This is a genomic window from Amycolatopsis sp. NPDC059021 (genome assembly GCF_042739895.1).
Lineage (GTDB): Bacteria > Actinomycetota > Actinomycetes > Mycobacteriales > Pseudonocardiaceae > Amycolatopsis.
The window spans coordinates 38,317-62,108 of sequence record NZ_JBHYIQ010000031.1 but is presented as its reverse complement, the minus strand read 5'-3'; the positions used below and the strand labels follow the sequence as shown (position 1 = coordinate 62,108).

General features: G+C 70.0%; 28 protein-coding genes. 18 read left to right on the top strand and 10 right to left on the bottom strand.

The annotated features are described in order from the left end of the window. Positions 1 to 1,563, top strand: a 1,563-nt coding sequence (locus ACFWX1_RS19990) for an amidohydrolase (RefSeq protein WP_378389316.1), incomplete at its 5' end; no start/stop codon positions are given. Positions 1,564 to 1,650: 87 nt separating this feature from the next. Here the strand turns inward: ACFWX1_RS19990 and ACFWX1_RS19985 are convergent. From ACFWX1_RS19985 to ACFWX1_RS19965, 5 genes are all read right to left on the bottom strand, one after another. Further along, entirely contained in the window at positions 1,651 to 1,911 is a 261-nt protein-coding gene (locus tag ACFWX1_RS19985; protein ID WP_378389314.1) for a hypothetical protein, read from the bottom strand. A gap of 33 nt (positions 1,912 to 1,944) precedes the next feature. Continuing rightward, entirely contained in the window at positions 1,945 to 2,325 is a 381-nt protein-coding gene (locus ACFWX1_RS19980) for a DUF6247 family protein (protein WP_378389312.1), read from the bottom strand. A 77-nt stretch (positions 2,326 to 2,402) separates the two neighbouring features. Further along, complete coding sequence (locus tag ACFWX1_RS19975; RefSeq protein ID WP_378389310.1) at positions 2,403 to 2,954, bottom strand: DUF305 domain-containing protein; 552 nt, start codon at positions 2,952 to 2,954, stop codon at positions 2,403 to 2,405. 94 nt (positions 2,955 to 3,048) lie between these two features. Then, positions 3,049 to 4,362, bottom strand: coding sequence for an alpha/beta hydrolase (locus ACFWX1_RS19970; RefSeq protein WP_378389309.1), 1,314 nt, complete (start codon positions 4,360 to 4,362; stop codon positions 3,049 to 3,051). Further along, positions 4,359 to 5,537, bottom strand: a complete 1,179-nt coding sequence (locus tag ACFWX1_RS19965) for a hypothetical protein (protein WP_378389307.1) — start codon at positions 5,535 to 5,537, stop codon at positions 4,359 to 4,361. Before ACFWX1_RS19965 ends, ACFWX1_RS19970 begins: the two co-directional genes overlap by 4 nt. A 17-nt stretch (positions 5,538 to 5,554) precedes the next feature. Here ACFWX1_RS19965 and ACFWX1_RS19960 point away from each other — a divergent pair, with 17 nt between their 5' ends. From ACFWX1_RS19960 to ACFWX1_RS19940, 5 genes are all read left to right on the top strand, one after another. Beyond that, positions 5,555 to 5,683: a hypothetical protein gene (locus ACFWX1_RS19960; protein ID WP_378389305.1), complete on the top strand. Its 129-nt coding sequence runs from the start codon at positions 5,555 to 5,557 to the stop codon at positions 5,681 to 5,683. 19 nt (positions 5,684 to 5,702) lie between these two features. Continuing rightward, positions 5,703 to 6,356, top strand: a complete 654-nt coding sequence (locus ACFWX1_RS19955; RefSeq protein WP_378389303.1) for a response regulator transcription factor — start codon at positions 5,703 to 5,705, stop codon at positions 6,354 to 6,356. After that, positions 6,353 to 7,465: a sensor histidine kinase gene (locus ACFWX1_RS19950; RefSeq protein WP_378389301.1), complete on the top strand. Its 1,113-nt coding sequence runs from the start codon at positions 6,353 to 6,355 to the stop codon at positions 7,463 to 7,465. Before ACFWX1_RS19955 ends, ACFWX1_RS19950 begins: the two co-directional genes overlap by 4 nt. Positions 7,466 to 7,620: 155 nt before the next feature. Next, entirely contained in the window at positions 7,621 to 8,349 is a 729-nt protein-coding gene (locus tag ACFWX1_RS19945) for a hypothetical protein (RefSeq protein ID WP_378389299.1), read from the top strand. 19 nt (positions 8,350 to 8,368) lie between these two features. Further along, positions 8,369 to 8,776, top strand: coding sequence for a response regulator transcription factor (locus ACFWX1_RS19940; protein WP_378389297.1), 408 nt, complete (start codon positions 8,369 to 8,371; stop codon positions 8,774 to 8,776). On the opposite strand, the gene pip is transcribed toward ACFWX1_RS19940, so the two are convergent. Further along, entirely contained in the window at positions 8,750 to 9,715 is a 966-nt protein-coding gene (gene pip, locus ACFWX1_RS19935; protein ID WP_378389295.1) for a prolyl aminopeptidase, read from the bottom strand. The genes ACFWX1_RS19940 and pip overlap by 27 nt on opposite strands. Positions 9,716 to 9,836: 121 nt before the next feature. On the opposite strand from pip, the gene ACFWX1_RS19930 reads away from it, so the two are divergent. After that, complete coding sequence (locus ACFWX1_RS19930; RefSeq protein WP_378389293.1) at positions 9,837 to 10,241, top strand: NUDIX domain-containing protein; 405 nt, start codon at positions 9,837 to 9,839, stop codon at positions 10,239 to 10,241. Here the strand turns inward: ACFWX1_RS19930 and ACFWX1_RS19925 are convergent. After that, positions 10,228 to 11,019, bottom strand: coding sequence for a hypothetical protein (locus ACFWX1_RS19925; RefSeq protein ID WP_378389369.1), 792 nt, complete (start codon positions 11,017 to 11,019; stop codon positions 10,228 to 10,230). The two genes, ACFWX1_RS19930 and ACFWX1_RS19925, sit on opposite strands and share 14 nt — an antisense overlap. A gap of 546 nt (positions 11,020 to 11,565) precedes the next feature. Here ACFWX1_RS19925 and ACFWX1_RS19920 point away from each other — a divergent pair. From ACFWX1_RS19920 to ACFWX1_RS19905, 4 genes are all read left to right on the top strand, one after another. Then, positions 11,566 to 11,865 (top strand): YciI family protein, encoded by a 300-nt coding sequence (locus ACFWX1_RS19920; RefSeq protein WP_378389291.1) that lies wholly within the window; start codon positions 11,566 to 11,568, stop codon positions 11,863 to 11,865. Positions 11,866 to 12,074: 209 nt separating this feature from the next. Then, a complete protein-coding gene (gene folP, locus ACFWX1_RS19915) occupies positions 12,075 to 12,944 on the top strand; it encodes a dihydropteroate synthase (RefSeq protein WP_378389289.1) in 870 nt (289 codons plus the stop codon). Next, complete coding sequence (locus ACFWX1_RS19910) at positions 12,941 to 13,696, top strand: pyrimidine reductase family protein (protein WP_378389367.1); 756 nt, start codon at positions 12,941 to 12,943, stop codon at positions 13,694 to 13,696. The genes folP and ACFWX1_RS19910 overlap by 4 nt, the downstream gene beginning before the upstream one ends. Before the next feature lies 1 nt (position 13,697). Continuing rightward, positions 13,698 to 14,726, top strand: a complete 1,029-nt coding sequence (locus ACFWX1_RS19905) for a class I SAM-dependent methyltransferase (protein WP_378389287.1) — start codon at positions 13,698 to 13,700, stop codon at positions 14,724 to 14,726. A gap of 22 nt (positions 14,727 to 14,748) precedes the next feature. On the opposite strand, the gene ACFWX1_RS19900 is transcribed toward ACFWX1_RS19905, so the two are convergent. Further along, a complete protein-coding gene (locus ACFWX1_RS19900; protein WP_378389285.1) occupies positions 14,749 to 15,699 on the bottom strand; it encodes a hypothetical protein in 951 nt (316 codons plus the stop codon). 53 nt (positions 15,700 to 15,752) lie between these two features. Between ACFWX1_RS19900 and ACFWX1_RS19895 the strand changes: the two genes are divergently transcribed. Together ACFWX1_RS19895 and ACFWX1_RS19890 are read left to right on the top strand one after the other, a co-directional pair. After that, positions 15,753 to 16,559 carry a response regulator transcription factor gene (locus ACFWX1_RS19895; protein WP_378389283.1) on the top strand — a complete coding sequence of 269 codons (807 nt, stop codon included), beginning with the start codon at positions 15,753 to 15,755 and terminating at the stop codon, positions 16,557 to 16,559. A 90-nt stretch (positions 16,560 to 16,649) separates the two neighbouring features. Continuing rightward, positions 16,650 to 18,173: an AMP-binding protein gene (locus ACFWX1_RS19890; protein ID WP_378389281.1), complete on the top strand. Its 1,524-nt coding sequence runs from the start codon at positions 16,650 to 16,652 to the stop codon at positions 18,171 to 18,173. On the opposite strand, the gene ACFWX1_RS19885 is transcribed toward ACFWX1_RS19890, so the two are convergent. Both ACFWX1_RS19885 and ACFWX1_RS19880 read right to left on the bottom strand, forming a co-directional pair. Next, on the bottom strand, positions 18,170 to 19,333 hold the full coding sequence (locus ACFWX1_RS19885; RefSeq protein WP_378389279.1) for an epoxide hydrolase family protein: 1,164 nt from the start codon (positions 19,331 to 19,333) through the stop codon (positions 18,170 to 18,172). The genes ACFWX1_RS19890 and ACFWX1_RS19885 overlap by 4 nt on opposite strands. Positions 19,334 to 19,394: 61 nt before the next feature. Continuing rightward, the gene (locus tag ACFWX1_RS19880) at positions 19,395 to 19,781 is read right to left on the bottom strand and encodes a cupin domain-containing protein (protein WP_378389277.1); all 387 of its coding nucleotides are present in this window, start codon (positions 19,779 to 19,781) and stop codon (positions 19,395 to 19,397) included. 52 nt (positions 19,782 to 19,833) lie between these two features. Here ACFWX1_RS19880 and ACFWX1_RS19875 point away from each other — a divergent pair, with 52 nt between their 5' ends. The 5 genes from ACFWX1_RS19875 to ACFWX1_RS19855 are packed head-to-tail and all read left to right on the top strand — an operon-like array spanning position 19,834 to position 23,678. Beyond that, positions 19,834 to 20,817 (top strand): helix-turn-helix domain-containing protein, encoded by a 984-nt coding sequence (locus ACFWX1_RS19875; protein WP_378389275.1) that lies wholly within the window; start codon positions 19,834 to 19,836, stop codon positions 20,815 to 20,817. A gap of 13 nt (positions 20,818 to 20,830) precedes the next feature. Further along, positions 20,831 to 21,271 carry a VOC family protein gene (locus ACFWX1_RS19870; protein WP_378389273.1) on the top strand — a complete coding sequence of 147 codons (441 nt, stop codon included), beginning with the start codon at positions 20,831 to 20,833 and terminating at the stop codon, positions 21,269 to 21,271. Positions 21,272 to 21,331: 60 nt separating this feature from the next. Continuing rightward, complete coding sequence (locus ACFWX1_RS19865; protein ID WP_378389271.1) at positions 21,332 to 22,543, top strand: hypothetical protein; 1,212 nt, start codon at positions 21,332 to 21,334, stop codon at positions 22,541 to 22,543. A gap of 22 nt (positions 22,544 to 22,565) precedes the next feature. After that, on the top strand, positions 22,566 to 22,922 hold the full coding sequence (locus ACFWX1_RS19860; RefSeq protein WP_378389269.1) for an MmcQ/YjbR family DNA-binding protein: 357 nt from the start codon (positions 22,566 to 22,568) through the stop codon (positions 22,920 to 22,922). 21 nt (positions 22,923 to 22,943) lie between these two features. Then, positions 22,944 to 23,678, top strand: coding sequence for a transglutaminase domain-containing protein (locus ACFWX1_RS19855; RefSeq protein WP_378389267.1), 735 nt, complete (start codon positions 22,944 to 22,946; stop codon positions 23,676 to 23,678). The last annotated feature ends 114 nt before the right edge of the window (positions 23,679 to 23,792 follow it).

Below are 23,792 nucleotides of genomic sequence, written 5' to 3'. Positions count from 1 at the left end.
CGGGCTCCCCCGGCGGGCCGGATCAGCGCGCTCGGCGCCGACGTCGAAGCGCTGACCGGCCCGAAGACCGAGGTGATCGAGCTGCGGGGCAGGCTGCTGCTGCCCGGTTTCCAGGACGCGCACATCCACGCCGTCGGCGGGGGTTACGAGCTCGGGCTGTGCAATCTGTCCGAAGTGGACACGCTCGCGGAGTACACCCGGGTGATCGCCGGGTACGCGCGCCGGAAACCGGACGCCGCCTGGATCACCGGCGGCGGCTGGTCACTGGAAGCGTTCCCGGGCGGACTCCCGGCACGGCAGCAACTCGACACCCTCGTCGCCGATCGGCCGGTGTTCCTGGTCAACCGCGACCACCACGGCGCGTGGGTGAACTCGCGGGCGCTGGAACTGGCCGGGATCACCCGGCACACCCCGGACCCCGCGGACGGCCGGATCGAGCGCGACGCCGACGGGGAGCCGAGCGGGACGCTGCAGGAAGGCGCGATGGGGCTCGTCGGCAAGCTCGTCCCCGAAGCCACGCCGGCCGAGATCTTCGACGGCCTGTTGCGCGCCCAGGATCTCCTGCACTCGCTGGGGATCACGGCGTGGCAGGACGCGCTGCTCGGCGCGTACGGCGGGATGCCCGACCCGAGTGACACCTACCTCGAGGCCGCCGCGAGCGGGAAGCTGACCGCGCGGGTCTCGGGCGCATTGTGGTGGGATCGCGACCGCGGTGCCGAGCAGATCGACGAGCTGGTGGCGAAACGCGCACGATTCCGCTATCCGCGGCTGAAGGCGCGGACGGTCAAGATCATGCAGGACGGGATCGCCGAGAACCACACCGCCGCGATGATCGACCCGTATCTGGGTGGCTGCGGTTGTTCGGGCGCGCACCGCGGGATCAGCTTCGTCGACCCGCACCGGCTCGGCGAGTATGTGTCCGCTTTGGACCTGCTGGACTTCCAGGTGCATTTCCACGCGCTGGGCGACCGCGCCGTCCGCGAGGCACTCGACGCCGTCGAGCTGGCCAGGGAGACCAATGGCCACCGGGGAAACCGGCATCATCTCGCCCACCTGCAGATCGTGCACCCCGAAGACATCCACCGGTTCGCGCTGCTGGGCGCGGTGGCGAACATCCAGCCGCTGTGGGCGGCCCACGAACCGCAGATGGACGAGCTGACGATCCCGTTCCTCGGCAAGGAACGCGCTCGCTGGCAGTACCCGTTCGCCGCCCTGCTCAACTCCGGCGCCACTCTCGCCGCGGGCAGCGACTGGCCGGTCACCAGCCCGGATCCGCTGCAGGGCATCCACGTCGCGGTGAACCGGATCAGCCCCGGTTCGGACGCCGAGAGCTTCCTGCCGGAACAACGGATCGGGCTCGCCGCCGCGATCGACGCGTACACCTCGGGAGCCGCCTACGTCAATCACGCCGACGACACCGGGCGCATCAAGACCGGGAATCTCGCCGATCTGGTGCTGCTCGACCGAAATCCCTTCGACGGCCCCGTTTCCGCCATCGCCGACACGCGGGTGGCGATGACGTTCGTGGAAGGGCAACGGGTCTACTGCGCGGACAACGCGTGAGCGGGCCTGCCCTGCTCGTGACCCCTCGGCTTGTTCCGAAGGGCGATCTCGCGTGATCGGGGGGCGATCTCACGTGATTGAAGGCGATCACTCGAAGGACACCCAGGTCACGAGGAGCACATGGACCTGGTCCTGGTCGGTCAGCAGTAGATAGGTGATCAGGCCCCGGCCGTCTCCGAAAGGCAGGTGGTACATGCCGCCCTCCGGATTGTCGGCATTGAGCGGTTCACCTCGTTTGGGCACCAGCGAGAGCACCGTCATCGCCTCGGCGAACGCGGCGACTCCGTCCGACGGCAGAGCACGGATCTGGTCGCGCGCGTCAGGGTCGATGTCGATCGAGTACGCCACGTGCTGGTCCTGACCTGAAAGTGAAAGCGCAGGTCAGATACCGAGTTCCGCCTGGAGCTTGTCCCACGTCACGCTGCCGGGCCGCGGCCGTCCGGTACGGTGCGCCTCGGCAGCGTTTGCCAGCATCCGGCGGTAACCATCGGGATCACGCTCGGTCAGCAACGCTACCCGCCGCCAGGTACGAAGCACTTCCCGCAGCCGATCCAGCCGCAATGTCTGCCGCGCGGCGACGAGCGCGGCCTCGAACGCAGCGTCGAATTCGTCGAGCTGCTCCGGCAATAATGCCGCCCGGATCGCTTCCGGTGAGCTGAACTTCGCCGCCGCGTCCGCGTCCCCCGACCACTCAGGAGACGCCTCCAGTCCGTCGACGTCCGACGGACGAGGTGACTCAGGGTAGTGCGCGGCTGCGGTCATACCGCCATCCTAGCGGCTGAGTGCGCGCTGAGACCGGACCGGCGGCAACCTCACCCGTTCGAATCGACCTGCGCGGGTCAGGGGATGCGGGAGTTGAGCTGGGTGATTTCGGCGGACTGGTCGGTGACGATCTGCTGGGCGAGTTCCTTCGTCCCGGGGTGACTTCCTTGGGACAGCGCTGTTTTCGCCATGTCGACGCCGTGGCCGAGGTGTTTGGCCAGCAGGGCGGTCCAGGTCTTGTCGAAGGCGGCGCCGGAGGATTCGTCGAGGGACTGCAATTCGGCGGCGGTGAGCATGCCCGGCATGGCGTGGCTCGCGTGGTCGCCGGCGACCGGGACCGCGACGTTCCATGAGCGCAGCCAGCCCGACATCCGGTCGATCTCGGCGTTCTCCTTCTCCGTGATCTCCGTGGCCATGTGCCGCACGAACTCGTCCTGGCTGCGTTTCAGCGCCAGCGCGGAAACCACCACGGACTGCCGGTGGTGCGGGATCATCATGGTGGAGAACTCGACGTCGGCCTGGTTCTGCCCCGCGCCGCCTCCCCCACCCGCTCCGCCCGCCGTCATCGAACATCCGGTCATGAATACCGCGGCCAGCCCGAGAACGGCGGCTAGCAGGCGTCGACGCATGGGTTCTCCCTTGCCGGTGGTGCCTCCTACCCGGTGATACGGTCACCTTCCCGGAAGGGTTCAAAGAATTCGGCAGGCTGTCGGAAACCCGTCACTACCCATGGGTGACGCCCAGCCGTTTGCCCAGCCAGTCCAGCGAACGGACCATGCCCGCGTTCCAGGCAAACCAGTTGTGCGCGCCGCCGACCTTGATGAGGTGGACCGGGAGGCCGTTGCGGCGGCAGGCTTCGAGCACTTTGCGCTGCTGCGCCATCCCGGCGGTGTCCCCCTCGCCGACGGTCAGGATTCCCGCGCTGCCGGGAAGTTTCACGCGCCCGAGGACGTCGATCGGGTTGATCTCGGCGAATTTCCGTTCGTCACCGCCGAAAGCCTCGTCGACGGTCCGGCGGCGCGAGCCCAGCGTCGGCTCGTCCTCCCCCGATATGTCCACAAAGGACGGGAAGAGCTGGGGCCTGCGCACGGCGAGCTGCAATGCGCAGGTGCCGCCGTAGGACGAGCCGGCGACGGCCCAGTGCCGGGGCGCCGGGTCGATCTGGAGGTTCGCCCTGATCCACGCCGGGACGTCCTCGGCGAGGTAGGTCTCCGCGGCGCCGAGCCGGGAATCCAGGCACAGCGGGTTGGCGAAGTGGCCGCCGGTCGTGTCGGGCATGACCACCACCGGCGCGATGCCGTGGTGGGTGGCCGCGTAGCCGTCCATCATCGTGGACAACTGTCCACCGCGCACCCAGTCGGCGGGCGCGCCGGGCTGGCCGTGCAACAGCATCAGCACCGGCAGCAGCGGCCGGTTCGGCGCGAAGTAGGCCGGGGGCAGGTAGATGTAGGCCGGGCGGGACGGGGTGAACGCCGCCTTCACCGCCGGGATCGGCATCTTCACCAGCACGCCGGAGCGGCGCAGGTCCGGCGGCGGGCGCCAGATGTCCCGCAGCGCCCGGCCCGGCCGCGGCGGCACCGGTTCGGGCACCGGCGCGGGGAGGTGCGCCATCGCCACCTCGTTGACCGGATCGACGCCGAGCACGGCCCGGATCGTCGGGTACTGCCCGTAGTAGGCGTTGATCCCCAGCACCGAGGTCAGCAGCACTAGCAAGGCACCGCACACCGCGGCGAGCCTGCGCCACCACGGCGTCCGCCACTGGCTCGCCACCGCGAGACCGAGCGCCCACACCCCGGCGCCGCCCCAGAGCACCACGGTGAGCGGCAGCGCGTCGGGGAACAGCCGCAGCACCGACCCGAGCAGCCATTCGACGAGCACGCACGCCACGACCGTGCTCGCGGTGATCGCCGGGACGACCTTGAGCCACCACGTCCTTCCCCGCCGCGCCAGCAGCGCGACGGCCCCTGTCACACCGAAGACCACCACGACGACCGGGAGCCAGCCGTCGATGACCGAGATGTCGAGGAAGGCGTTCACGTCGTCTCGGCGAGTCTCGCTCGATAGACGTCACGAGCGGCGAGACTGACCGCGAGGTGATCGGTGAGCGGGTCGAAGAACGCGACGCGGTACTTCTCGTCCGTCACCGTGGACGAGGTGAAGTACACCGCGGAAAAGGCCGCGATGAACAGCGAGACCTGGAGCAGTTCGTTGGGCACCGGAATCTGGATGCCGAACAGCGTTCCCGGTGTGGGCCCACTGGTCGCGTACGCCTTGATCACCTCGTCCTTGAGCGCGATCTTGCCGAACGTCACGAAGAAGACGAAGGTCAGCGTAGCGAAAACGAGCGTCTGGAACGCCTGGGTGAGCACGAGGACCAGCACCATGTTGGCGCGTTCCAGCTTCGTCAGCGGGACCCGGTCGGTGTCCGCGACGGCCCGCGCGAACGGCTGGAAGGGGGTGCCTGCGAGCTTGTCCAGCGCGACCGTGGCGTTGCGCAGCGAGGTGAGGCGGCGCACCTCCTCCGAGAGCATCGTGAGCATGAACAGCACGGCCACCACGACGAACAGCGCGACGACCCACCACATCCGCTTCCGTTCCACCGAAGCGGCGAACTGCCAGATCTCCGCGGTGAAGAACCCGAACAGGGTGAACAGCAGGAACAGCGGGAGCGCCCGGCTGGTCAGCTCGCCGAGGCTCTTGGCCTGCCGCACCGCCGAACGCGCCGACCAGCCCACGATCGAGCCGCCACCGAGAAAGGCGATACCGAACAGCAGAAGGACCACGACGGCGTGCGCGGGGATCGTGACCGGCAGCGGGTCCTCGTCCGGGCCCAGCAGCCACGCGATCGGCAGCACCAGCACGTACACCGCGATCGCGACCGAGGCGACGGTCGTCCCCCGATGGCGGAGCACCGCCCAGCGGACCCATTTCGTGGTCAGCCACGCGGCCAGTGCCGGGGCCACGACCAGCGACAGCAACAGGCCGTAATAGCCCACCAGGAACAGGTCGTTCTCCAGCCGGCGCTCGAACTCCGCTTCCGTGCCGCCGTCGACGACGTCCAGGGTGATGACGAGCAGCTGCCACACCGCGGCGAACGCCAGTGCCGGGACGACGCGCACCAGCAAGCTCCGCGGGCGGCCCTTGACGACGGCGGGCAGCCCTCGCCGCCGGAACCACTGTTCTGCCGCGTCCCGGTCGTACCGCTGTTCCATCCGCCGATCCCCTTCGCGTGTTCTCTCCGTCTACTGTGGACCGCAATGATCGCGCGGACCATCCGCGCACCAGCGCGGACGGCCCCGCCGATCGGCGGGAAATCGCCCCGCCGGGTGACTGGGCTATCGTCGGCAACGAGGACTAGAGCGGGCAGGAGCGCCAGGGTGATCCGTGTTGTTGTGGTGGACGACGAAGCGCTGGTGCGGTCCGGATTCCGGCTGATCCTCAACGCCGCGGGCGACATCGAGGTCGTCGCCACCGCCGCCGGCGGCGAGGCCCTCGACGAGATCACCCGGCACCGGCCCGACGTCGTGCTGCTCGACATCCGGATGCCCGACGTCGACGGCCTCACCGTGCTCGGGCGGATCCGGCGGCTGCCCGAACCGCCCGTGGTCGCGATGCTGACGACGTTCGACTCCGACGAGTACATCGCCGCGGCGCTGCGCGCGGGAGCCGCCGGGTTCATCCTCAAGGACACCGATCCCGACCAGCTCGCGCACCTGGTGCGCACGCTGGCGGGCGGCGGCGTGGTGCTGTCGGCGAAGGTCACCCGGTCGGTGGTCGACCGGTATCTCGAAGGCCGCGAGGATCCGGCCGCGACCGCGAGCGTCGGCAGGCTCAGCGAGCGGGAGCGCGAAATCCTCGTGCTCATCGCCGACGGGCTGTCGAACGCCGAGATCGCCGCCGCCGTCCATCTGTCGGTCGGCACGGTCAAGGACCACGTGAGCGCGATCCTGACCAAGCTCAAGGTGGCCAGCCGGGTGCAGGCGGCGCTGCTCGCGCAGCGTGCGGGCCTGCTGGCCGGTGACGAGCGATGAACCGGCTGTGGCCGTGGACACGCAGGCTGCCGTCGTGGGTCTTCGACCTCGCGCCGGTCGGGCTGGCGGCGCTCGACACCTGGCTCAACGCCAAGCACGCCACACCATACGAGTTCAGCGCGGCGGCGATCGCGACAGTGGCGCTCCTGCTGCGCCGGTCGTTCCCGCTCACCGTGCTGGTGATCACGTTCCCCTCGATGGTCGTCTCGCAGTCCGTCGTCCCCGCGCTCATCGCGCTGTACACCGTCGGCTGCCACTACCGCAATCGCTGGCTGCTGGGCGGCTGCATGGCGGCGGGAGCGCTCGGCTACGCCACGCCGTGGCCGCCGATGCTGGAGCTGTCGCACGACGACGTGCTGCTCGGGCTGATCTACTCGACGATGACCGCGGCGGCGCCGGTGTTCCTCGGCATGCTCGCCAGGACCGGGCGCGAGCTGTCGGTGCGGATCGACGAGATCGAACAGGCGCGCGAGCAGGAGCGGCTGCTCATCGAGCAGACGACCCTGGCACGGGAACGCACCCAGCTGGCAAGGGAAATGCACGACGTGGTCTCGCACCAGGTCAGCCTGATCGCGGTCAGCGCGGGCGCGCTGCAGGTCGGCGCGCCCGACTCCGGGACGAAGGAGGCCGCGTCGACCATCCGCGAGCTCAGCGTGAACACCCTCGACGAGCTGCGGCACATGGTGACGCTGCTGCGTGCCTCGGGCAGCCAGCCGACCGAGTTGACCCCGCAGCCGACGCTGGCCGAACTGGAGCGGCTCATCGCGACCAGCGGCATCCCGGTCGAACGGCACGGCGAGCTGCCCACCGGCCTCGGCGCACCCCAGCAGCGCGCCATCTACCGCACGATCCAGGAGGCGCTGACCAACGCGCGCAAGCACGCGCCGGGCGCGAGCGTCACCCTCCACATCGGACACACCGCGACCGAGGTCGACGTCACTGTCGTGAATGGACGGCCCACCCGCCCGACGCTGAGCCTGCCCAGCGCGCAGCACGGTCTCATCGGGCTGCGGGAGCGGGCCGAACTGCTCGGCGGCTCCTTCGAAGCGGCGCCTTCGCCCGAGGGCGGCTACCGGGTCCGCCTGCGGCTGCCGCTTTCCGCTAGCTGACCGGCGGGGGCGAAATCCCGCCGACCGGCGGGCCCGCGCCGGACGGTCAACGGATGGTGGCGGGCCTGCTCGTCCGGCCAGGCTGGAGGCACGGTCCTCGGGCCGTCCGGCGCGGTGTCCGCCGCCCGGCCCCCTCCTCGATCCGGGAGTCACCGATGGGCATCGCGATCGTCCTGATCGTGCTCGTGGCCGTCGCGGTCGGCGCGATCTTCGTGTCCCGCGCCCAGGCCGCGGCCAGGCAACGTCAGCTGGAAGACACGAAGGCCGAGACACGCCGCTGGGTGGAACGGCTCGGCGGGCAGGTCCTCCAGCTCGTCGGCACGAACGAGGCCTCGAAGCAGGCGCTCGCGGACGCGTCGGAGCGGTACCACGCCGCGGGCAGCCAGCTCGAACAGGCACGGACGGCCGAACAGGCCGAGCTGGCAAGGGAAACCGCGCTCGAAGGGCTGTACTACATCCGGGCCGCGCGGGTCGCGATGGATCTCGACCCCGGCCCCGCCCTGCCGGGCGCCGAGGAACGCGCCAAGGCGGGCGCGGTCACCGAGCACCGCAGGGTCGAGGTCGACGGCCAGACCTACGAGGCTTCGCCGCAGCCGGGCGAGAACACCCCGCACTACTACCCCGGCGGCGAGGTGGCGGGCCGACCGGTGCCGCAGGGCTGGTACAGCACGCCGTGGTGGAAGCCCGCGCTGATCGGCGGCGCGTGGGGGCTCGGCGCGGCGGTCGTGGTCGGCGGGCTGTTCGCCGGAATGGCCGGGGCGGCCGCCGCCGGCGCCTGGTCGGACGGATACGCGGCCGGGCACCACGACGGCGCCGATGCCGGGTACGCCGGGTTCGACGCGCACGACGCGGTTTCCGCCGACTACAGCGACTTTGACTACTGATCGGAGCGCGGAGCCGAAGGTGATCCGGGTGGTCGTGGTCGACGACGAGGCGCTGGTGCGGACGGGACTGGAACTGATCCTGAACGCGGCGGGCGATGTCCGGGTCGTCGCCACCGCCACCGGTGCCGAGGCGATGGCCGCCGTCACCGGCCATCGACCGGACGTCGTGCTGCTCGACATCCGGATGCCCGACGTCGACGGCCTCACGATCCTCCGGCAGCTCCGCGAGACGACGCCGCAGACGCCTGTGGCGATACTGACGACGTTCGGCTCCGACAGCTACGTCGTGAAGGCCCTGCGTTCGGGCGCGGCCGGGTTCATCCTCAAGGACACCCGCCCCGAACAGCTGGCCCAGCTCGTCCGCACGCTCGCGGCGGGCGGGGTCGTGCTGCCGCCGCGTTCAGCGCGGGGACGAACGGTGTGGTGAGACGGCGTGCGCGAAGCGATCGGTGGCGGCCACCCGCGCGGCGGTGAGCTCGGCGCTCCCGCCGTGCCCGGTGTCGTCGATCAGGACCAGCTCGGCCTCCGGCCACGCGGCGACGAGTTCCCACGGCGTGCCGCTGAGATTGGACAGGTCGAGCCTGCCCTGGATGACCACGCCGGGAATGCCGGCGAGCCGCTCCGCGTGCCGCAGCGCCATGTCCTCCTCGAGCCAGGAACCGTTCCCGAAGTAATGAGTCACGATGCGCGCGAACGCCAGCCGGAACCTCGCGTCCTCGAACCGCGGATTCCGCGGCGAGGTCGGGACTATCGCCGATTCCCAGTCACACCAGTCCTTCGCGGCCTTCGCCCGGACGTCCGGATCGGGATCGAAAAGCAGGCGGTGATAGGCACCGGCGAGATCACCGTCCCGGCTGCTTTCCGGCACTCCGGCGCGAAACCGTTCCCACGCTTCGGGAAAGAGCGGGCCGAGGCCCCGGATGAGCAGTTCGGTCTCGGTCCGCCTGCCCATCGAAACGCACGCCAGCACCAGCTCCGAAACCCGGTCCGGATGACGGACCGCGTAGGTGATCGCGAGCGCGGATCCCCACGAGGCGCCGAAAAGCTGCCAGCGCTCGATACCGAGCATCGTGCGCAGCAGCTCCATGTCGCCGATCAGATGCCAGGTGGTGTTGGCCGAAAGGTCCACGTCCTGCTCGCTCGCGTGCGGGGTGCTGCGCCCGCAGCCGCGCTGGTCGAACAGGATGATGCGATACCGGGCGGGATCGAAATAACGCCGCGCGTACGGCGTGCACCCCGAACCGGGGCCGCCGTGCAGCACGACCGCGGGTTTCCCGTCCGGATTACCGCATTCCTCCCAATACACCTGGTTTCCGTCACCCACGTCGAGCATTCCGTGCCAGTAGGGCTCGATTTCCGGGTACAAACTCGCTTCACCCCCAGTGAAGTAACAGTGCTGTCAGGATATCATCCGATGATCATATGTGTGAAGCATCCACGTCGCGGGGACGGATCGAGGCAATCATCACCGTGCGAAGATCGTTCGCATGAGTGAGCCGTCGGAGAAACACCTCGCGTACACCTGGATTCCACGCGGTGAGACGGTGTTGTTCCTGCGCCGTCATCCGGAGAATTTCCTCGGCGGCAAATGGGAGCTGCCCGGCGGCACGGTCGAACCCGGCGAGCCACCGGAGCGGACCGCTGTCCGCGAGGCCGCCGAGGAGGCCGGGCTCACGATCACGGTGACCGGCGAGCGCAGCAGGCACACCTGGCGCGACGTCACCGGCCGCGACCTGCTCGTCCACGCGATCGTCTACGACGCCACCGAAACCGCGGACGCCGGCGTCGCGCTCAATCCCGGGGAGCACGACGACTTCGCCTGGCTGCCCCCGGAAGAGGCCGCCGCCCTTGACCTCCTCCCGCACGTCCGCGAAACCCTCACCACCCGGTGAACGACGCGATACCCACCACGGTCGTCAAGACGGCGTCGGCGGCGACGGCGAGCCAGACGATCCGCAGCCGCCGTCGCTCGTCCCATCGGGTGAACCGCAGCAGCCAGGCCAGCCCCGGCAGCACGAGGATCGCGTGCATGGCGACGGCGTGCAGCGGCTTCAGCGATCCCGCGGTCGTGTAGGCCAGCTGCGGCTCGCCGCCCCGCGCGAGCACGACACCGCGCGCGATCATCACCGCGCCGGTGGCCAGCGCCACCAGCAGCACCAGCAGGCCGAAGCGCACCGCGAGCCGCATGCTCGGACTGAGCACGCGGGGGTCGGCCATGGCCGCGACGGTGAAGCACAGCAGGGTCAGGATGATCACGGCGCCGCCCGCGGCGAGCGTCATCGAGACCGCGGTGTCGAAGCCCGTTTCGAAGTTGAAGTGCGAGGGCACGCGGCGCCACGCCTGCATGCTCACCAGCGTCACCTCGGCGACGCACGCACCGGTGAACACGCCGAGCAGCGGTCGGCGCAGGACCGGGCGCATCTTCACGTACGACGTGGCCCAGGCGACCGAAATCAGCGTCAGCCCGAACGAAAGCCCGAACGTCACGGCCTTGCGCAGCGAAACCGGGCCCAGCCAGGAACCACCGGTCAGGAGCAGGACGACCGCGGTCATGAATCCGCTGAGGAACAACACCGCGCCGACCGCGTAGGCCGTCCGTTCGATCTTCCGGCCGTCGCGCCAGATCGCGCCCAGCGCCGCGCCCGCGGTCCGTATTCCCGCCGTCCCCATGATTGTCATCATGGGCTCAAGTGTCGGGTGCCGGACCGGAGAACGCGTCCGTCCGGTGACGACAACCGACGTACGCATATTTGCGTATCCCGGTGGGCTGTCGACGACTTCCCCAGACGACGCAGCGCCGGACACTCGGGGTTGTACCCGGCGCTGCGCCCACCGACAGAAGTTTCCCGCCGTGACGAGCCCAGCGGTACGCCCAGTGTCCGAGCTTGCCCGAAATTGGCTGCTCAGTGCCCATGCGGCAGCTTTCCGGTCCGGATATCCGGCCGGGCGGCCCGCACGGATGGTCACCTGTTCGGAGTCGGCCGGACACCCATGGTGACGACTACCGGCACACCTCCGGAAGCTCCGGAACCGCGCGGCGGCGAACACGCGACGGTTTCGACAGGACACCCCGGCGTCGCCGATTCCGTCTTCGATCATTAATGGAAAAGCAGAAGTAAAGGACGATCAGAGATTCTTTGTCGAAGTATTGCCAGTGGTATTAACCACTCGTCTGGAAGCGTGCGAGAACGACCGTACGAGTTCTACTCTTGCATTATGTACATCGCATTGTTGCGCTACACAGCGCCCACCGAGGAAGTCGACTACGCATTGCCCGACCACAGCGCCTGGTTGCGCAAGCAGTTCGCACGGGGCCTGTTCCTCGTCTCCGGAAAAGGGACCGGCAACGCCGACCAGGTGATCCTGACCCGCCCCCTGCACCGCGGCAAACTGGACGCGGTCCTGGCCACGGACCCGTTCGTCCTGCAACGTCTCGCCCGCTACGACGTCATCGAGTTCTCCGCGACTCGCACCGCACAGGAACTGTTAGCCATCAACGAGGCCATCGCCTCCTGATCACGGACGCCAGCGGCGAGGTGGCCTTCGGCAGCGACGCCCGCCACCTCCCGGCGAAGAACCGACGGGTCCGAGATCCCGCGAGCGCCCCGCGCCGCCGGTCGATCCGCCGTCCAGGGTAAGAACACCGAAGAAACCCCGGGATTCGTTGAAGGCTCACCTATGATCGTCCGGGCAACACCGCCCGCGGCACGCACAGGAGAGCACGCATGAAAACCCCCGACCTGGTCTTCCGAGGCCGCCGGCTAGCCGGCGACCACGCGCTGATCATGGCGATCGTCAACCGCACCCCGGACTCGTTCTACGACCACGGTGCGACGTTCGCCGAGGAACGCGCCAGGGAGGCCGTGCGACGCTCGCTCGAGGACGGGGCCGACGTCATCGACATCGGGGGCGTGCCGGCCAGCCCCGGGCCCGAGGTCACCGTCGCCGAGGAGATCGCCAGGGTGCTCCCGACGCTCCACTGGGTCCGGGAGACCTACCCGGACGTGGTGATCAGCGTGGACACCTACCGCGCCGAAGCGGCCGACGCCTTCTGCGCCGCCGGGGCCGACCTCGTCAACGACAGCTGGGCCGCCGCGGACCCCGAGATCCTGGACGTCGCGGGCCAGTACGGCGCGGGCTACGTCTGCTCGCACACCGACGGGCTCGCCCCGCGCACCGACCCGATCCGGCCCCAGTACGACGACGTCGTCGCCTCGGTCGTCGCGGACACCACCGAGCTGGCCGAACGTGCCATCGGCAAGGGCGTGCCCCGCGAGGGCATCATGATCGACCCGTGCATCGACTTCTCCAAGAACACCTACCAGTCACTGACCGTGCTCCGGAACGTCAAGGCACTAGTCGACACCGGCTGGCCGGTGCTGATGGCGCTGTCGAACAAGGGAGTCGTCGGGGAGACGCTCGACGTCGAGATGGACGACCGGGTCATCGGCACCCTCGCCGCGACCGCCCTCTGCGCCGAGCAGGGCGCCGCGATGTTCCGCGCCCACCAGGTCCGGGAAACCCGGCACGTGGTCGAGATGGTCGCGAGCATCGTCGGCACCCGCCCGCCCGCCAACGCGGTCCGGTGGCTGTGATCCGGCAGATCTGGCCCGGCCCGGAACGCGCGCTCGGCGACGACGACCTCGAACAGCTCTACCGCTACCCGGCGGACCCCAGGTGGCTCGCCGTCAACTTCGTCTCCAGCGTGGACGGCGCGGTCGAGATCGGCGGCAAGTCCGCGGGCCTGTCCAATCCGACCGATCGCGTGGTCTACCAGCTGGGCAGCGATCTCGCCGACGTCGTCCTGCTCGGCGCGGGCACCGCGACCATCGAGGCCTTCGACGGCATCCACCCGGACGAGCGCACCGCCGAGCGACGGCGACGGCACGGACTGGCCCCGGTGCCGCCGATCGCGGTGGTCACCTCGGGGCAGTCGCTCCCGCCCGACGCGCCGGTGCTCACCGGGGCCTCGGTGCCGACGATCGTCATCACCAGCGAACAGGCCCCGCCCGCGCTCGTGGCCGCCTGGTCGGCAGCGGGCGCGGAGGTCCTCGTGGCAGGCCGCGAGGAGGTGGACCTCCGGCTGGCGATCGCTACCCTCGTCGAACGGGGCTTCGGCCGCATCGACTGCGAAGGCGGACCACGGCTCTTCGCGTCGCTGCTCGAAGCGGGCCTGGTCGACGAAGTCCGGCTCACCCTCTCACCGCTGCTCGTCGCGGGCACCGCCGACCGGATCGCGGTCGGCGCGGATTTCCTTCCCGCGGGGGCGGCGCTGGCGTCCGTCCTCACCGACGGCGCGACCCTGCTGCTGCGCTATTTCCCGTCCCCCGACGAAAGGAATGCGTGAGGTGTCGACCTACTCGTCCGCCGCATCGCACTACCTGTCCGCACGCAGGCGTGACCCGGTCAAGGTGCTGATGGAGGAGGTGGTGACGCGGCGGCAGTTCGGGCACGCGGTGAGCGGCCTGCGCCTGCCGCCCGGTGCTCCCCTCCGGGTGCTCGACATCGGCTGCGGCACCGCCGACGGGCTCCGGCTGCTGCGGCACGCGGCCGACGGCGAATCGCCGGTGACAGCCGGGCTCGCGCTGGACTACGTCGGCCTCGACGCCGACGCGGCCATGGTCGAGACGGCCCGCTCCCTGTATCCCGAACCCGGGGTCCGCTTCGTCGAGGGCGACGCCAGGGCCGCGCTGCCGGACAAGGACTTCGACCTCTATCTCTCGTGCGGGGTGCCCTACTCGCATCTGACTACCGACGAGACCACCGACGTACTGACCGCCATCCTGCGCCGGGCGGCGACCCGGACGCGGCCGAGCGCGGTGGTGGTCGACGTCCTCGGGCGGTACTCCGTCGAGTGGACGCCGCAGTGGCACCTGTCCCGCTGGAACTACGCGATGACGTTCTTCGAAGACGTGGACGAGCAGGTCGAGGAGATGATGACCTGTTACGACCGCGATTCTCTCGGCGCGGTCGTCGAGCAGGCCGCGGCCCGAGCCGGGGCGGGCGATCTCCGCACGACATTCTTCGACCGTTCGGTCCTGCTGGGGCGGCACACCGCGACCCGGACGTTCAACCCGGCGATACCGCCGTACCGGACACTGGTCAACGACCTCTACCGCGGCCAGGCCGCGTCGCGCGACGAACTCCGGTTCACCCCGCCCGCCGAGGGCGCGCCCGCCCCGATCCTCGAGTTCTTCCAGGATTGGGCGCGGGAGTGGAATTCCATCGTCGACGAAGCCTTCGGCACCGGCGACACCCTGGGGTCTGCGGAGGAGGCGAAGGCGCTCGCCACGACGCTGCTCGACTTCGAACGCCGCCCGCGTGCGGGCCTCGGTGTCGGACACTCGCTGACCGCGGTGATCGTCGTCGAGCCGTAGGTTCTCCGGCGCACGGGGCGGCTCACGATCTTTCGGCCGCCTCGTGCGCTTTTCGCGCCGCTTCCTCGGCTTCGGCGAACGCGGTGCGGGCGGCTTCGAGGTCGTTGCCCGCTTGCTCGGCGCGGTCCTCGGCGTCCGCGAGCCGGGTCCGCAGTTCCTCGACCCGCGCGTTCGCCTGGTCCGCGACGCGTTCCGCGCGTACCAGATCACGCTGCGCCTGATCGCGTTCCTTGGCCAGTGCCTGCGCCGCGCGCCGCAGCCGCTCGCGCTCCTCGCGTTCCCGTTTCGCGCGTTCGGCCGCTTCCCGCCGTTCCCGCTCGGCCTTCTCCTGCTCGCGCTTGCGGCGGGCCGGTTCGAGCGACGTCACGTTCTTCGCCGGTTTCGGCCGGGCCTTCGGCGGTGCGGTTTTCCCGGGCTTTTCCGGCTTCTCCGGTTTCCGCTTGGTCTTGATGCTCGCGGGCGCCGCCGCGAACGTCAGCCACTGGTCACTGTCCTGCTGCGTGATCATCGACGTCAGCCTGCCCGCGAGGGCGAGTCCGGCGGTCTCCGGATCGGCGGCGACCGCCTCCAGCGTCGCTTCGACCTCCCTGGCCACCGGTTCGCTCAACCGCGGGACTTCGGTGCGCATGATCTGCCGGATCAGTTCGTGCCTGCGCTGGGTGAGCGTCCGCAGCTCGGCCCCGGCCAGCTTCGCGTGCGCGTCACGCAGGGCCGGGCCCAGTTCGGCGAGTTCGGCCAGCGACGCCGAGTCCGCCCGTGCCAGCCCGTTCACCACCGACGCCGCGATCGTCGGCTTGCGCAGGGCGCGGATCCGGTCCGCGAGCGCGGCGTCCCCCGCCGCCTTGGCTTCGCGCGCCGCGGCGTTGCGCGCGGTGACGAACTCGGCGGGGTCTCCCGCGTAGAGCGCGTCGGCCACCGTCTCGAAGTCCACCCTGGTCAGCGAACCACACCGGCGTTCCACACGCGAGAACATCGCCGGCGATGGCGTACGGTGGACGGGCGTCACCGGAGGTGAGGACCGCACGCATGACGACACCGATCACGCTGGGGCAGGCACTCGCCAAAACGCTGCCCGTGCTGCAGCGGGTGACCGGGCTGGCCGTGACGTTCGGCGGTTCCGTCACCGGCGACACGCTGGTGATCGACCAGCTCCGCGGCACACAGACGCGGTCGCTCGAAAACCTGCGCGTGGCCGCGGGCGCCGGGCTCGGCGGCAAGGCGCTGGCGTTGTCCCGGATCTCGACGGTGACCGACTACCTGAGCGCGAAGAGCATCACCCATTCGTACGACCGTGCCGTGGCGCCCGAGCGGATCGGCACGATGCTCGCGGTACCCGTGCGCACCGGGGCCGCCACCCGCGCGGTGCTCTACGCCGGGACCCGCGCGCAGGTCCCCATCGGTGACCGCGTGCTCCGGGCCGCGCTCGACGTCGTCGCCCGGCTCGAACGCGACATCCTGGTCGAGGAAGAGGTCCGGCGGCGGCTCGCGGTGGCGCCCGCGCCCGGGACGCTGGCCGCCGGGGACGTGCGCGAGCTGCGCGCCGAACTCGTCTCGATCGCCGCCGCGATCACCGACGAGGACACGCGTGCCGCGCTGCTCAAGGTGTGCGACCGGCTGGAGCCGCCCGCGCCCGCGACCGGCCTGCTTTCCCCGCGCGAGACCGAAGTGCTCGAACAGGCCGGCCTCGGCTGCACGAACGACGAGATCTCGGCGAATCTCGGGCTGCTGCCCAACACGGTGAAGTCGTACCTGAAGCACGCGATGCGCAAACTCGACGTCACCAACCGGATCCAGGCGGTCAACAAGGCGCGTTCGCTCGGCCTGCTGCGCTGAGCACCCCACTTTTGGGGTGGTGTGATCACCGGCCGCGGGTCATCATCGGCCCCTGGGCAGCGTCGCTTGTGGAGGATGGAGGATCGGCACGTGTTCTTCGATTTGGGTGTCCGGGATTTCCTGGACCGCGCCGAACTGGTGTACCCGGACCGGGTGGCCGTGGTCGACGAGCCCGACCAGCCCGCGCCCTCGTGGGGTTCACTGACCTACCGGGACGTCGCCCGGCTCGCCAGGGCGCAGGCGGCGAACCTCGAGACGCTCGGGGTGCCCGTCGGCGGCCGGGTCGCGATCGTTTCGCACAACGCCGCGCGGCTGCTCGTCTCGTTCTTCGGCGTCTCGGCCTGGGGCCGGGTTCTGGTGCCGGTCAACTTCCGGCTCGCGGCGGCCGAGGTCAAGTACATCGTCGAGCACTCCGGCGCCGAGGTCCTGCTCATCGACCCGGAGCTGCGGCACCTGCTCGACGACGTGACCGCCAAGCACGTGTTCGTCCTCGGCGAAGACGACGACAAGGTGTTCGGCGGGGACGGCGTCCCGCAGGACTGGGCGGGCGACGAATCCGCCACCGCCACGATCAACTACACCTCCGGCACCACCGCGCGCCCCAAGGGTGTCCAGCTGACCCACCGCAACATCTGGCTCAACGCCGCCGTTTTCGGCCTGCACACGACGTTGTCCGACAACGACGTGCTGCTGCACACGCTGCCGATGTTCCACTGCAACGGCTGGGGCATGCCGTACGCGGTGACCGGCCTCGGCGGCAAGCACATCGTGCTCCGCAAGATCGACGGCGCCGAGATCCTGCGCCGCATCGACGAGCACGGAGTCACGATCCTGTGCGCGGCGCCCGCGGTGGTTTCCGCCGCCCTCGACGCGGCGTCCACATGGGACGGTGAAATCCCCGGCCGGGACCACGTCCGCATCGTGGTGGCCGGCGCGCCGCCGCCGACCCGCACCATCGAACGCGTCCGCGCCGACCTCGGCTGGGAGTTCATCCAGCTCTACGGGCTCACCGAAACCGCGCCGCTGCTGACCATCAACCGCATGCGGTACGAGTGGGCCGATCTCGACCCGCACGAGCAGGCCCGCCGCCTCGGCCGCGCGGGCACGCCCGGCCTCGGCGTCCGGATCGCCATCGACGCCGACGGCGAGGTGCTCGCGCAGTCGAACACGAACCTCGACGGCTACTGGCAGAACCCCGAGGAGACCGCGCGGGTCCAGGAGGGCAACTGGTTCCACACCGGCGACGGCGGCACCTTCACCGACGGGTACCTGACCATCGCCGACCGCAAGAAGGACGTCATCATCAGCGGCGGCGAGAACGTGTCGTCGATCGAGGTCGAGGACGCGCTCAACTCGCATCCGGCGATCCGCGAGGCCGCGGTGATCGGCATCCCGGACGAGAAGTGGGGCGAACTGGTGACCGCGCTCGTGGTCACCGACGGTTCGGTCTCCGCCGAGGACCTGATCACCCACTGCCGTGAGCACCTCGCCGGGTACAAATGCCCGAAGCGCGTCGAATTCCTCGACGCGCTGCCGCGCACCGCGACCGGCAAGATCCAGAAGTTCAAACTGCGCGAACCGTTCTGGAAGGACCAGGAACGCCAGGTGAACTAACGGACCTGCCGGAAGAACGTCCGGATCTCCTCGACGAAGAGTTCCGGTTGCTCGAACGCGGCGAAATGCCCGCCGCGTTCGAGTTCGTTCCAGTGCCGGATGTCGGTGAACCGCTTCTCCGCCCAGCGCCGCGACGGCCGGGTGATCTCCTTCGGGAAGATCGAGCAGCCCGTCGGCACGGCGATGGTGTCCTCTGTGGACTCGGCGGCCCATTTCCGCATGGCCTTGAGGCTTTCCCAGTACAGCCGGGCCGAGGAGGCGCCGGTGCCGGGCAGCCAGTACAGCATGATGTTGTCGAGCAGCTCGTCCCGGGTGAACACGTTCTCCGGGTCGCCGTCGCAGTCGGTCCACGCGCGGAACTTCTCGAGGATCCACGCGCACTGCCCGGCCGGGGAATCGACCAGCCCGTAGCCGAGCGTCTGCGGCCGGGTCGACTGCTGGCCGGAATAACCGGACTCCCATTCGCCGAAGTTCCGCGCGGAGGCCAGCGCTGCCCGTTCCGCGTCGGTGAGGTCGTCGAGCGTGTCCTTGTCCGGCGCCACCATCGGCATGTTGAGGTGGATTCCCGCCGGCGGAGCCGGGTTCCGCAGGGCCATGAACATCGTGACGGCGCTGCCCCAGTCCCCGCCCTGCGCGCCGTAACGGCTGTAGCCGAGCCGTTCCATCAGCACCGCCCACGCCGACGCGATCCGTTCGACCGACCACCCCGGTTGCTCCGGCTTGTCGCTGAAACCGTAGCCGGGCAAGGAAGGGCAGACGACGTGGAACGCGTCGGCGGCGTCCCCGCCATACGCCGTCGGGTCGGTCAGCGGCCCGATCACCTTGGTGAACTCGACGATCGAGCCCGGCCAGCCGTGCGTGATGACGAGCGGGAACGCGTCCGGATGCGGGGACCGAGCGTGCAGGAAGTGGATCCCCAGCCCGTCGATTTCCGTGCGGTACTGGGCAAACGCGTTCAAGCGCGCTTCGGAGGCCCGCCAGTCGTAGCCGTCCGCCCAGTACTCGCAGAACCGCCGCACGTAGTCGAGCGGGATGCCCTGGCTCCAGTCCGGCACCGGCTCCGGTTCCGGCCAGCGCGTGCGGCGCAGCCGGTCGGCCAGGTCCGCCAGGTCCGCTTCAGGGATCTCGATCCGGAACGGGGTGATCTCCGCGGTGCTCACGATCTCCACACTTAGCGCGCACAGGCCGATACGGCAAGCAATCCGCGGAAATCAGCCGGGATCACAACGGATGCCCCGTGGTGACGTCGACGTACTCGGGGACCTCGTCGTGCTCGTCGCCCACCGAGAGCGTTCCCGACGGCTCGATCACCATGATCGACGCGCCCTCCTTCGAGGACGGCTTGTGGAACACCCCGCGCGGCACGACGAACAGCGAACCCCGGGGCAGCGTCACGACGCGCTCTTCCCCGTCACGCAACGCGATGTCGAGTTCGCCTTCCAGGACAAGGAAGAACTCGTCGGTGTCGCGGTGGACGTGCCACACGTGCTCGCCGGCGACCTTGGCGATCCGGACGTCGTAGTCGTTGATGTTCGCCACGATGCGCGGGCTCCAGATGGCGTCGAAACCGGCCAGCGCGGTGCTGATGTCGAGGGGTTGCTTACTCATGAGATCCATCCTCACCGTGGCGCGACGGCTTCACGAGTGCTAGGAATCGCATATGTCGCATGATTCCTCGCATGCGGTCGCGGTCCTCGTGGACGAGGGGTCCAACCCGTTCGAACTCGGCGTCGCGACCGAACTGTTCGGCCTGCGCCGTCCCGAACTCGGCAGGCCCTGGTACGACTTCACGCTCTGCTCCGCCACGCCGTCGGTGCGCATGCACCTGGGCATGTTCACGCTTTCCGGCGTCGCCGGGCTCGACGCCGCCGAGGCCGCGGACACCCTGATCGTGCCCAACCGTCCCGATCCGCAGGTGCCGCCGAACCCGGCGGTGCTCGCCGCGATCCGCCGGGCGGCCGGGCGCGGCGCGCGGCTGATGAGCTTCTGCACCGGCGCGTTCACCCTCGCCGAGGCGGGCGTGCTCGACGGCCGCCGCGCGACGACGCACTGGCGCTGGGCGGACGAGTTCACCGCCCGCTTCCCCCGGGTCGAGCTCGAACCCGACGTGCTGTTCGTCGACGACGGCGACATCCTGACCGCCGCGGGCAGCGCGGCCGCGCTGGACCTGAGCCTGCACGTGATCACCCGCGATCACGGCGCCGAGATCGTGAACGCGGTGAGCAGGCGGCTCGTCTTCACCGGCCACCGCGCGGGCGGCCAGCGGCAGTTCGTCGAACGTCCCGTGCCGGACGTCCCCGACACCTCGCTCGCCCCGACACTGGAGTGGGCGCGAGGACGTCTGAACGAGCCACTCACCGTCGCGGATCTGGCGGCGCGTGCTGCGACCAGCCAGGCGACCCTGCATCGCCGGTTCCGTACCGAACTCGGCACCACACCGCTGGCCTGGCTGACGACCGAGCGGATCGCCCTCGCCTGCCGGCTCATCGAACGCGGCGAACTCCGGCTCGACGCGGTGGCCGACGCGAGCGGCCTCGGCACGGCCGCGAATCTGCGCGTGCAGCTGCGCAGGCACACCGGGCTGACGCCGACCGCTTACCGACGGCGTTTCGGCCTGGTGCCGGAAGCCGTAGCCGGAGCCTGAGGATGCTGCGACGATGGGCCCCATGGACGCTCCTTTGCTGCGTCAAGTGGTCCTCGACTGCACCGACGCGCGGAAACTCGCGGAGTTCTACCGGCAGTTGCTGAACCTGACCTACCGGCCGGGGGACGAGCCGCCACCCGAGGGAGAACCGGACGAACAGGGGCAGGACTGGCTGGTGCTGCGCAATCCCTCCGGCCCGCCGCACGTCGCCTTCCAGCAGGTCGACGAGCTGCCGCGGCCGACGTGGCCGGTCGGGCAGCATCCGCAGATGCTCCATCTCGACCTGAGCGTGCCGACGGCCGAGGAGCTGCTCGCGCAGCATGAGCGGGCGCTGTCGCTGGGCGCCGAGCTGTTGTACGACCGGTTCCAGGATCCCGAGGAGCCGCTGCGGGTCTACGCCGATCCGGCCGGGCATCCGTTCTGCATTTTCGTCGCGCCGCCGCCGGAGGGCTGAGACGTCGCAGTGAAACAGCCGCACTGGATCGGGGACGGTCCGTTGCCCGCAGCGTCGCGGATGACGTACCTCGAGGCGATCCAGGCGCTCCAGACTTTGATCCGGGCGCGCCGGGACGTCCGCCTCGACTGGTCCGGCGGGCGCGGGCCGCGCAGCGACGCACGCGTCGTCTTCCTTGCCACAGCGGGAATCCCCGAGCACCGAGTGCGCTTTCGCTCCCCCGAGCAGCTCGGCGCGCTCACCCGGGTCCTGGATTCGGCGCGGCCCCTGCCGGAACACCAGGGCCTGTGGAGCGAACGCGAAAGAACGATCGCGGCCCGTGTCGTCGGGGACTACGACGAACTGGTGCCGGCCCTCGCGCGGATCATGACGCCGAAGGTGCCGGACGACGGTGTCCTCCCCGACAGCCCGCTGGGCCAGGATGTCCGCGACCGGCTCGCCGGCAGCGGAGTCTTCCTGACCAGCGAAACCGCGGCGGGGCCGAAGCCGGGCAGGCGGACGATGCGGCTCGTGACGGCGGACGACGAGCTGATGACGTTGTATCCCCGGCGATTCCGCACCGCGCCCACCCTCGCGCTGGCGCTGACCGGGTTCGAGGCCGCCGACGCGAAGACCGCCCAAGAGCTGCTGGTCGGCTACGGCGCGGCCTACCTCCACGAAGTGGTGCAGGCGACCGGCGTTTCGCTGCGGTTGTGGGAGGCGGACTACCCCTCGGACCGGCGTTCCGCCGGAAGCGGCGTCGGCAAGATCGGGTTTCCCCGGGAACGGTACGACGTCGTCCCGGTTTCTCTTTACGCGGCCGCGAATTCCCCCGGCCGGGATCTGCCGGAGAAATACCTGAAGTACTACCAGGTGCTGGAATACTTCATGCCAAGGGCCGCCGCGGCTGTGGGAGGCAAGGCACGGTCCGAAGTGGACCGGTTGCACGCCATCGCCGGTCTCGCGATCACGCCTTCGCAGATCGCCGCTTTCCTGCGTGGCAACGATCTGCTGACCAGTCTGTCCGACGACGGGCTCATCCGGGACGTTCCGGTGCTCCGCGCGGGCGCCGACACACATCCGGTGCCAGGGCTGGATTACCGGCCCGATGTCGTGAAGCGGGTGTACCGGATCCGGTGCCGGATCGTGCACGCGAAGGAAGGCGGCCCGCGCGACCGGACGGAAATCCTCAAGCCCTACAGCCGCGAAGCCCGCGACCTGGGCGCCGATCTCCGGCTCATCCGGTTCTTCGCCGAACGGGCCATCCAGCACTGGGCCGCCGCGCTCCCCTGAGATCCGGGGCACAATGGAGCGTATGGCCGACGATCCGGTGCGACGACTACGGGAGCTGTGCCTGTCCCTGCCCGAGGTCACCGAACGCCTCAACCACGGCGAGCCCGCCTGGGCGGTCCGCGGAAAGGCGCTGGTCACGTTTTCCGAGCGCAAACCGGCAGGCCGGGTGGGTTTCTGGTGCCCGTCACCGCCGGGCGAAACCGAGGCGCTGGTGGCCGAGCAGCCCGAGCGGTTCTTCCGGCCGCCGTTCGGCGGGCGGGACTGGCTGGGTGTCTATCTGGACGTCCCGGTGGACTGGACGGAAGCGCGGGAGCTCATCGTCGAGGCGTACCGCCTGATCGCGCCGAAGAAGCTGGTAGCCCAGCTCGATCAGCCCTGATGAGACGGGCATACTGGCATCATGGCGACCGCACTCGTGACCCCCTGGTGGTATCGCCGCCGCGCGGTCGGCACCGCCGAGGCCGCCGCGGGCAGCACCGATCCCACGCCGATCCTCGACTGGCACCATCCACTGGTCCGGTCGCTCGCCGAGCAGACCGAGGGCGACCAGCTCACCGGGCTGCGCACGGCCCACCGCCTCATCGCGGAGTCGGTCCGGCCGGTCTACGCGGTGAACGACAAGCAGCCGATCTCGCGCACCTTGCGCCGGGGTCGAGGCTCGTGCAGTCAGCGCCTGGCGATTCTCGAGGGAGTCGCACGCGGCAAAGGAATTCCCACCCGCGTACGCGGTCTCGTAGTCGACGGGCGGTTCTGGTATCCGCGCTTCCCTCGCCTGAAGTACCTGGTCCCGTCGCGTGTTCTGCTGGCATGGCCGGAATTCCGCGTCGCTCAGGAATGGCTCCCGGTCGGCGAGCTCTTCGGAGGCATCACCGCATCGGCCACCGGCACCGCCGCGTTCACCAACACCGGCGCCGAGACCTTGTTCGACGCGGTCGCCCGCACCGCGGTGGACTGGGACGGGCTCACCTGCACGCCCGGAAATCCTTCCGCCTGCGACCTTTCCGCGACCGTACTCGCGGACCTGGGCCGATTCGACTCGCGCGACGAGCTGTTCGCGCGCCACGGCCAGACGCTCTGCGGGCCGATCACCGCGCTCGCGGACCCGATCCTCAGCCGGTGGGCTCCTGCCGCCTAGCCCGGCGGTGGGGGGGGGGGGGGGGGGGCGGGGGGGGGGGGGGGGGGCCGCCCCGGGCGCGCCCCCCCCCCCCCCGACCACAAATGCCGGGGTGTGCGGGTGCCGGCACCCCCC

Coding starts and splice junctions, on each gene's coding strand:
- ACFWX1_RS19980 (WP_378389312.1), bottom strand. CDS start 2,325: ATGACCGCAGCCGCGCACTACCCTGAGTCACCTCGTCCGTCGGACGTC.
- ACFWX1_RS19975 (WP_378389310.1), bottom strand. CDS start 2,954: ATGCGTCGACGCCTGCTAGCCGCCGTTCTCGGGCTGGCCGCGGTATTC.
- ACFWX1_RS19965 (WP_378389307.1), bottom strand. CDS start 5,537: ATGGAACAGCGGTACGACCGGGACGCGGCAGAACAGTGGTTCCGGCGG.
- ACFWX1_RS19950 (WP_378389301.1), top strand. CDS start 6,353: ATGAACCGGCTGTGGCCGTGGACACGCAGGCTGCCGTCGTGGGTCTTC.
- ACFWX1_RS19945 (WP_378389299.1), top strand. CDS start 7,621: ATGGGCATCGCGATCGTCCTGATCGTGCTCGTGGCCGTCGCGGTCGGC.
- ACFWX1_RS19930 (WP_378389293.1), top strand. CDS start 9,837: ATGAGTGAGCCGTCGGAGAAACACCTCGCGTACACCTGGATTCCACGC.
- ACFWX1_RS19925 (WP_378389369.1), bottom strand. CDS start 11,019: ATGGGGACGGCGGGAATACGGACCGCGGGCGCGGCGCTGGGCGCGATC.
- ACFWX1_RS19920 (WP_378389291.1), top strand. CDS start 11,566: ATGTACATCGCATTGTTGCGCTACACAGCGCCCACCGAGGAAGTCGAC.
- folP (WP_378389289.1), top strand. CDS start 12,075: ATGAAAACCCCCGACCTGGTCTTCCGAGGCCGCCGGCTAGCCGGCGAC.
- ACFWX1_RS19900 (WP_378389285.1), bottom strand. CDS start 15,699: ATGTTCTCGCGTGTGGAACGCCGGTGTGGTTCGCTGACCAGGGTGGAC.
- ACFWX1_RS19895 (WP_378389283.1), top strand. CDS start 15,753: ATGACGACACCGATCACGCTGGGGCAGGCACTCGCCAAAACGCTGCCC.
- ACFWX1_RS19880 (WP_378389277.1), bottom strand. CDS start 19,781: ATGAGTAAGCAACCCCTCGACATCAGCACCGCGCTGGCCGGTTTCGAC.
- ACFWX1_RS19875 (WP_378389275.1), top strand. CDS start 19,834: ATGTCGCATGATTCCTCGCATGCGGTCGCGGTCCTCGTGGACGAGGGG.
- ACFWX1_RS19870 (WP_378389273.1), top strand. CDS start 20,831: ATGGGCCCCATGGACGCTCCTTTGCTGCGTCAAGTGGTCCTCGACTGC.
- ACFWX1_RS19865 (WP_378389271.1), top strand. CDS start 21,332: ATGACGTACCTCGAGGCGATCCAGGCGCTCCAGACTTTGATCCGGGCG.
- ACFWX1_RS19860 (WP_378389269.1), top strand. CDS start 22,566: ATGGCCGACGATCCGGTGCGACGACTACGGGAGCTGTGCCTGTCCCTG.
- ACFWX1_RS19855 (WP_378389267.1), top strand. CDS start 22,944: ATGGCGACCGCACTCGTGACCCCCTGGTGGTATCGCCGCCGCGCGGTC.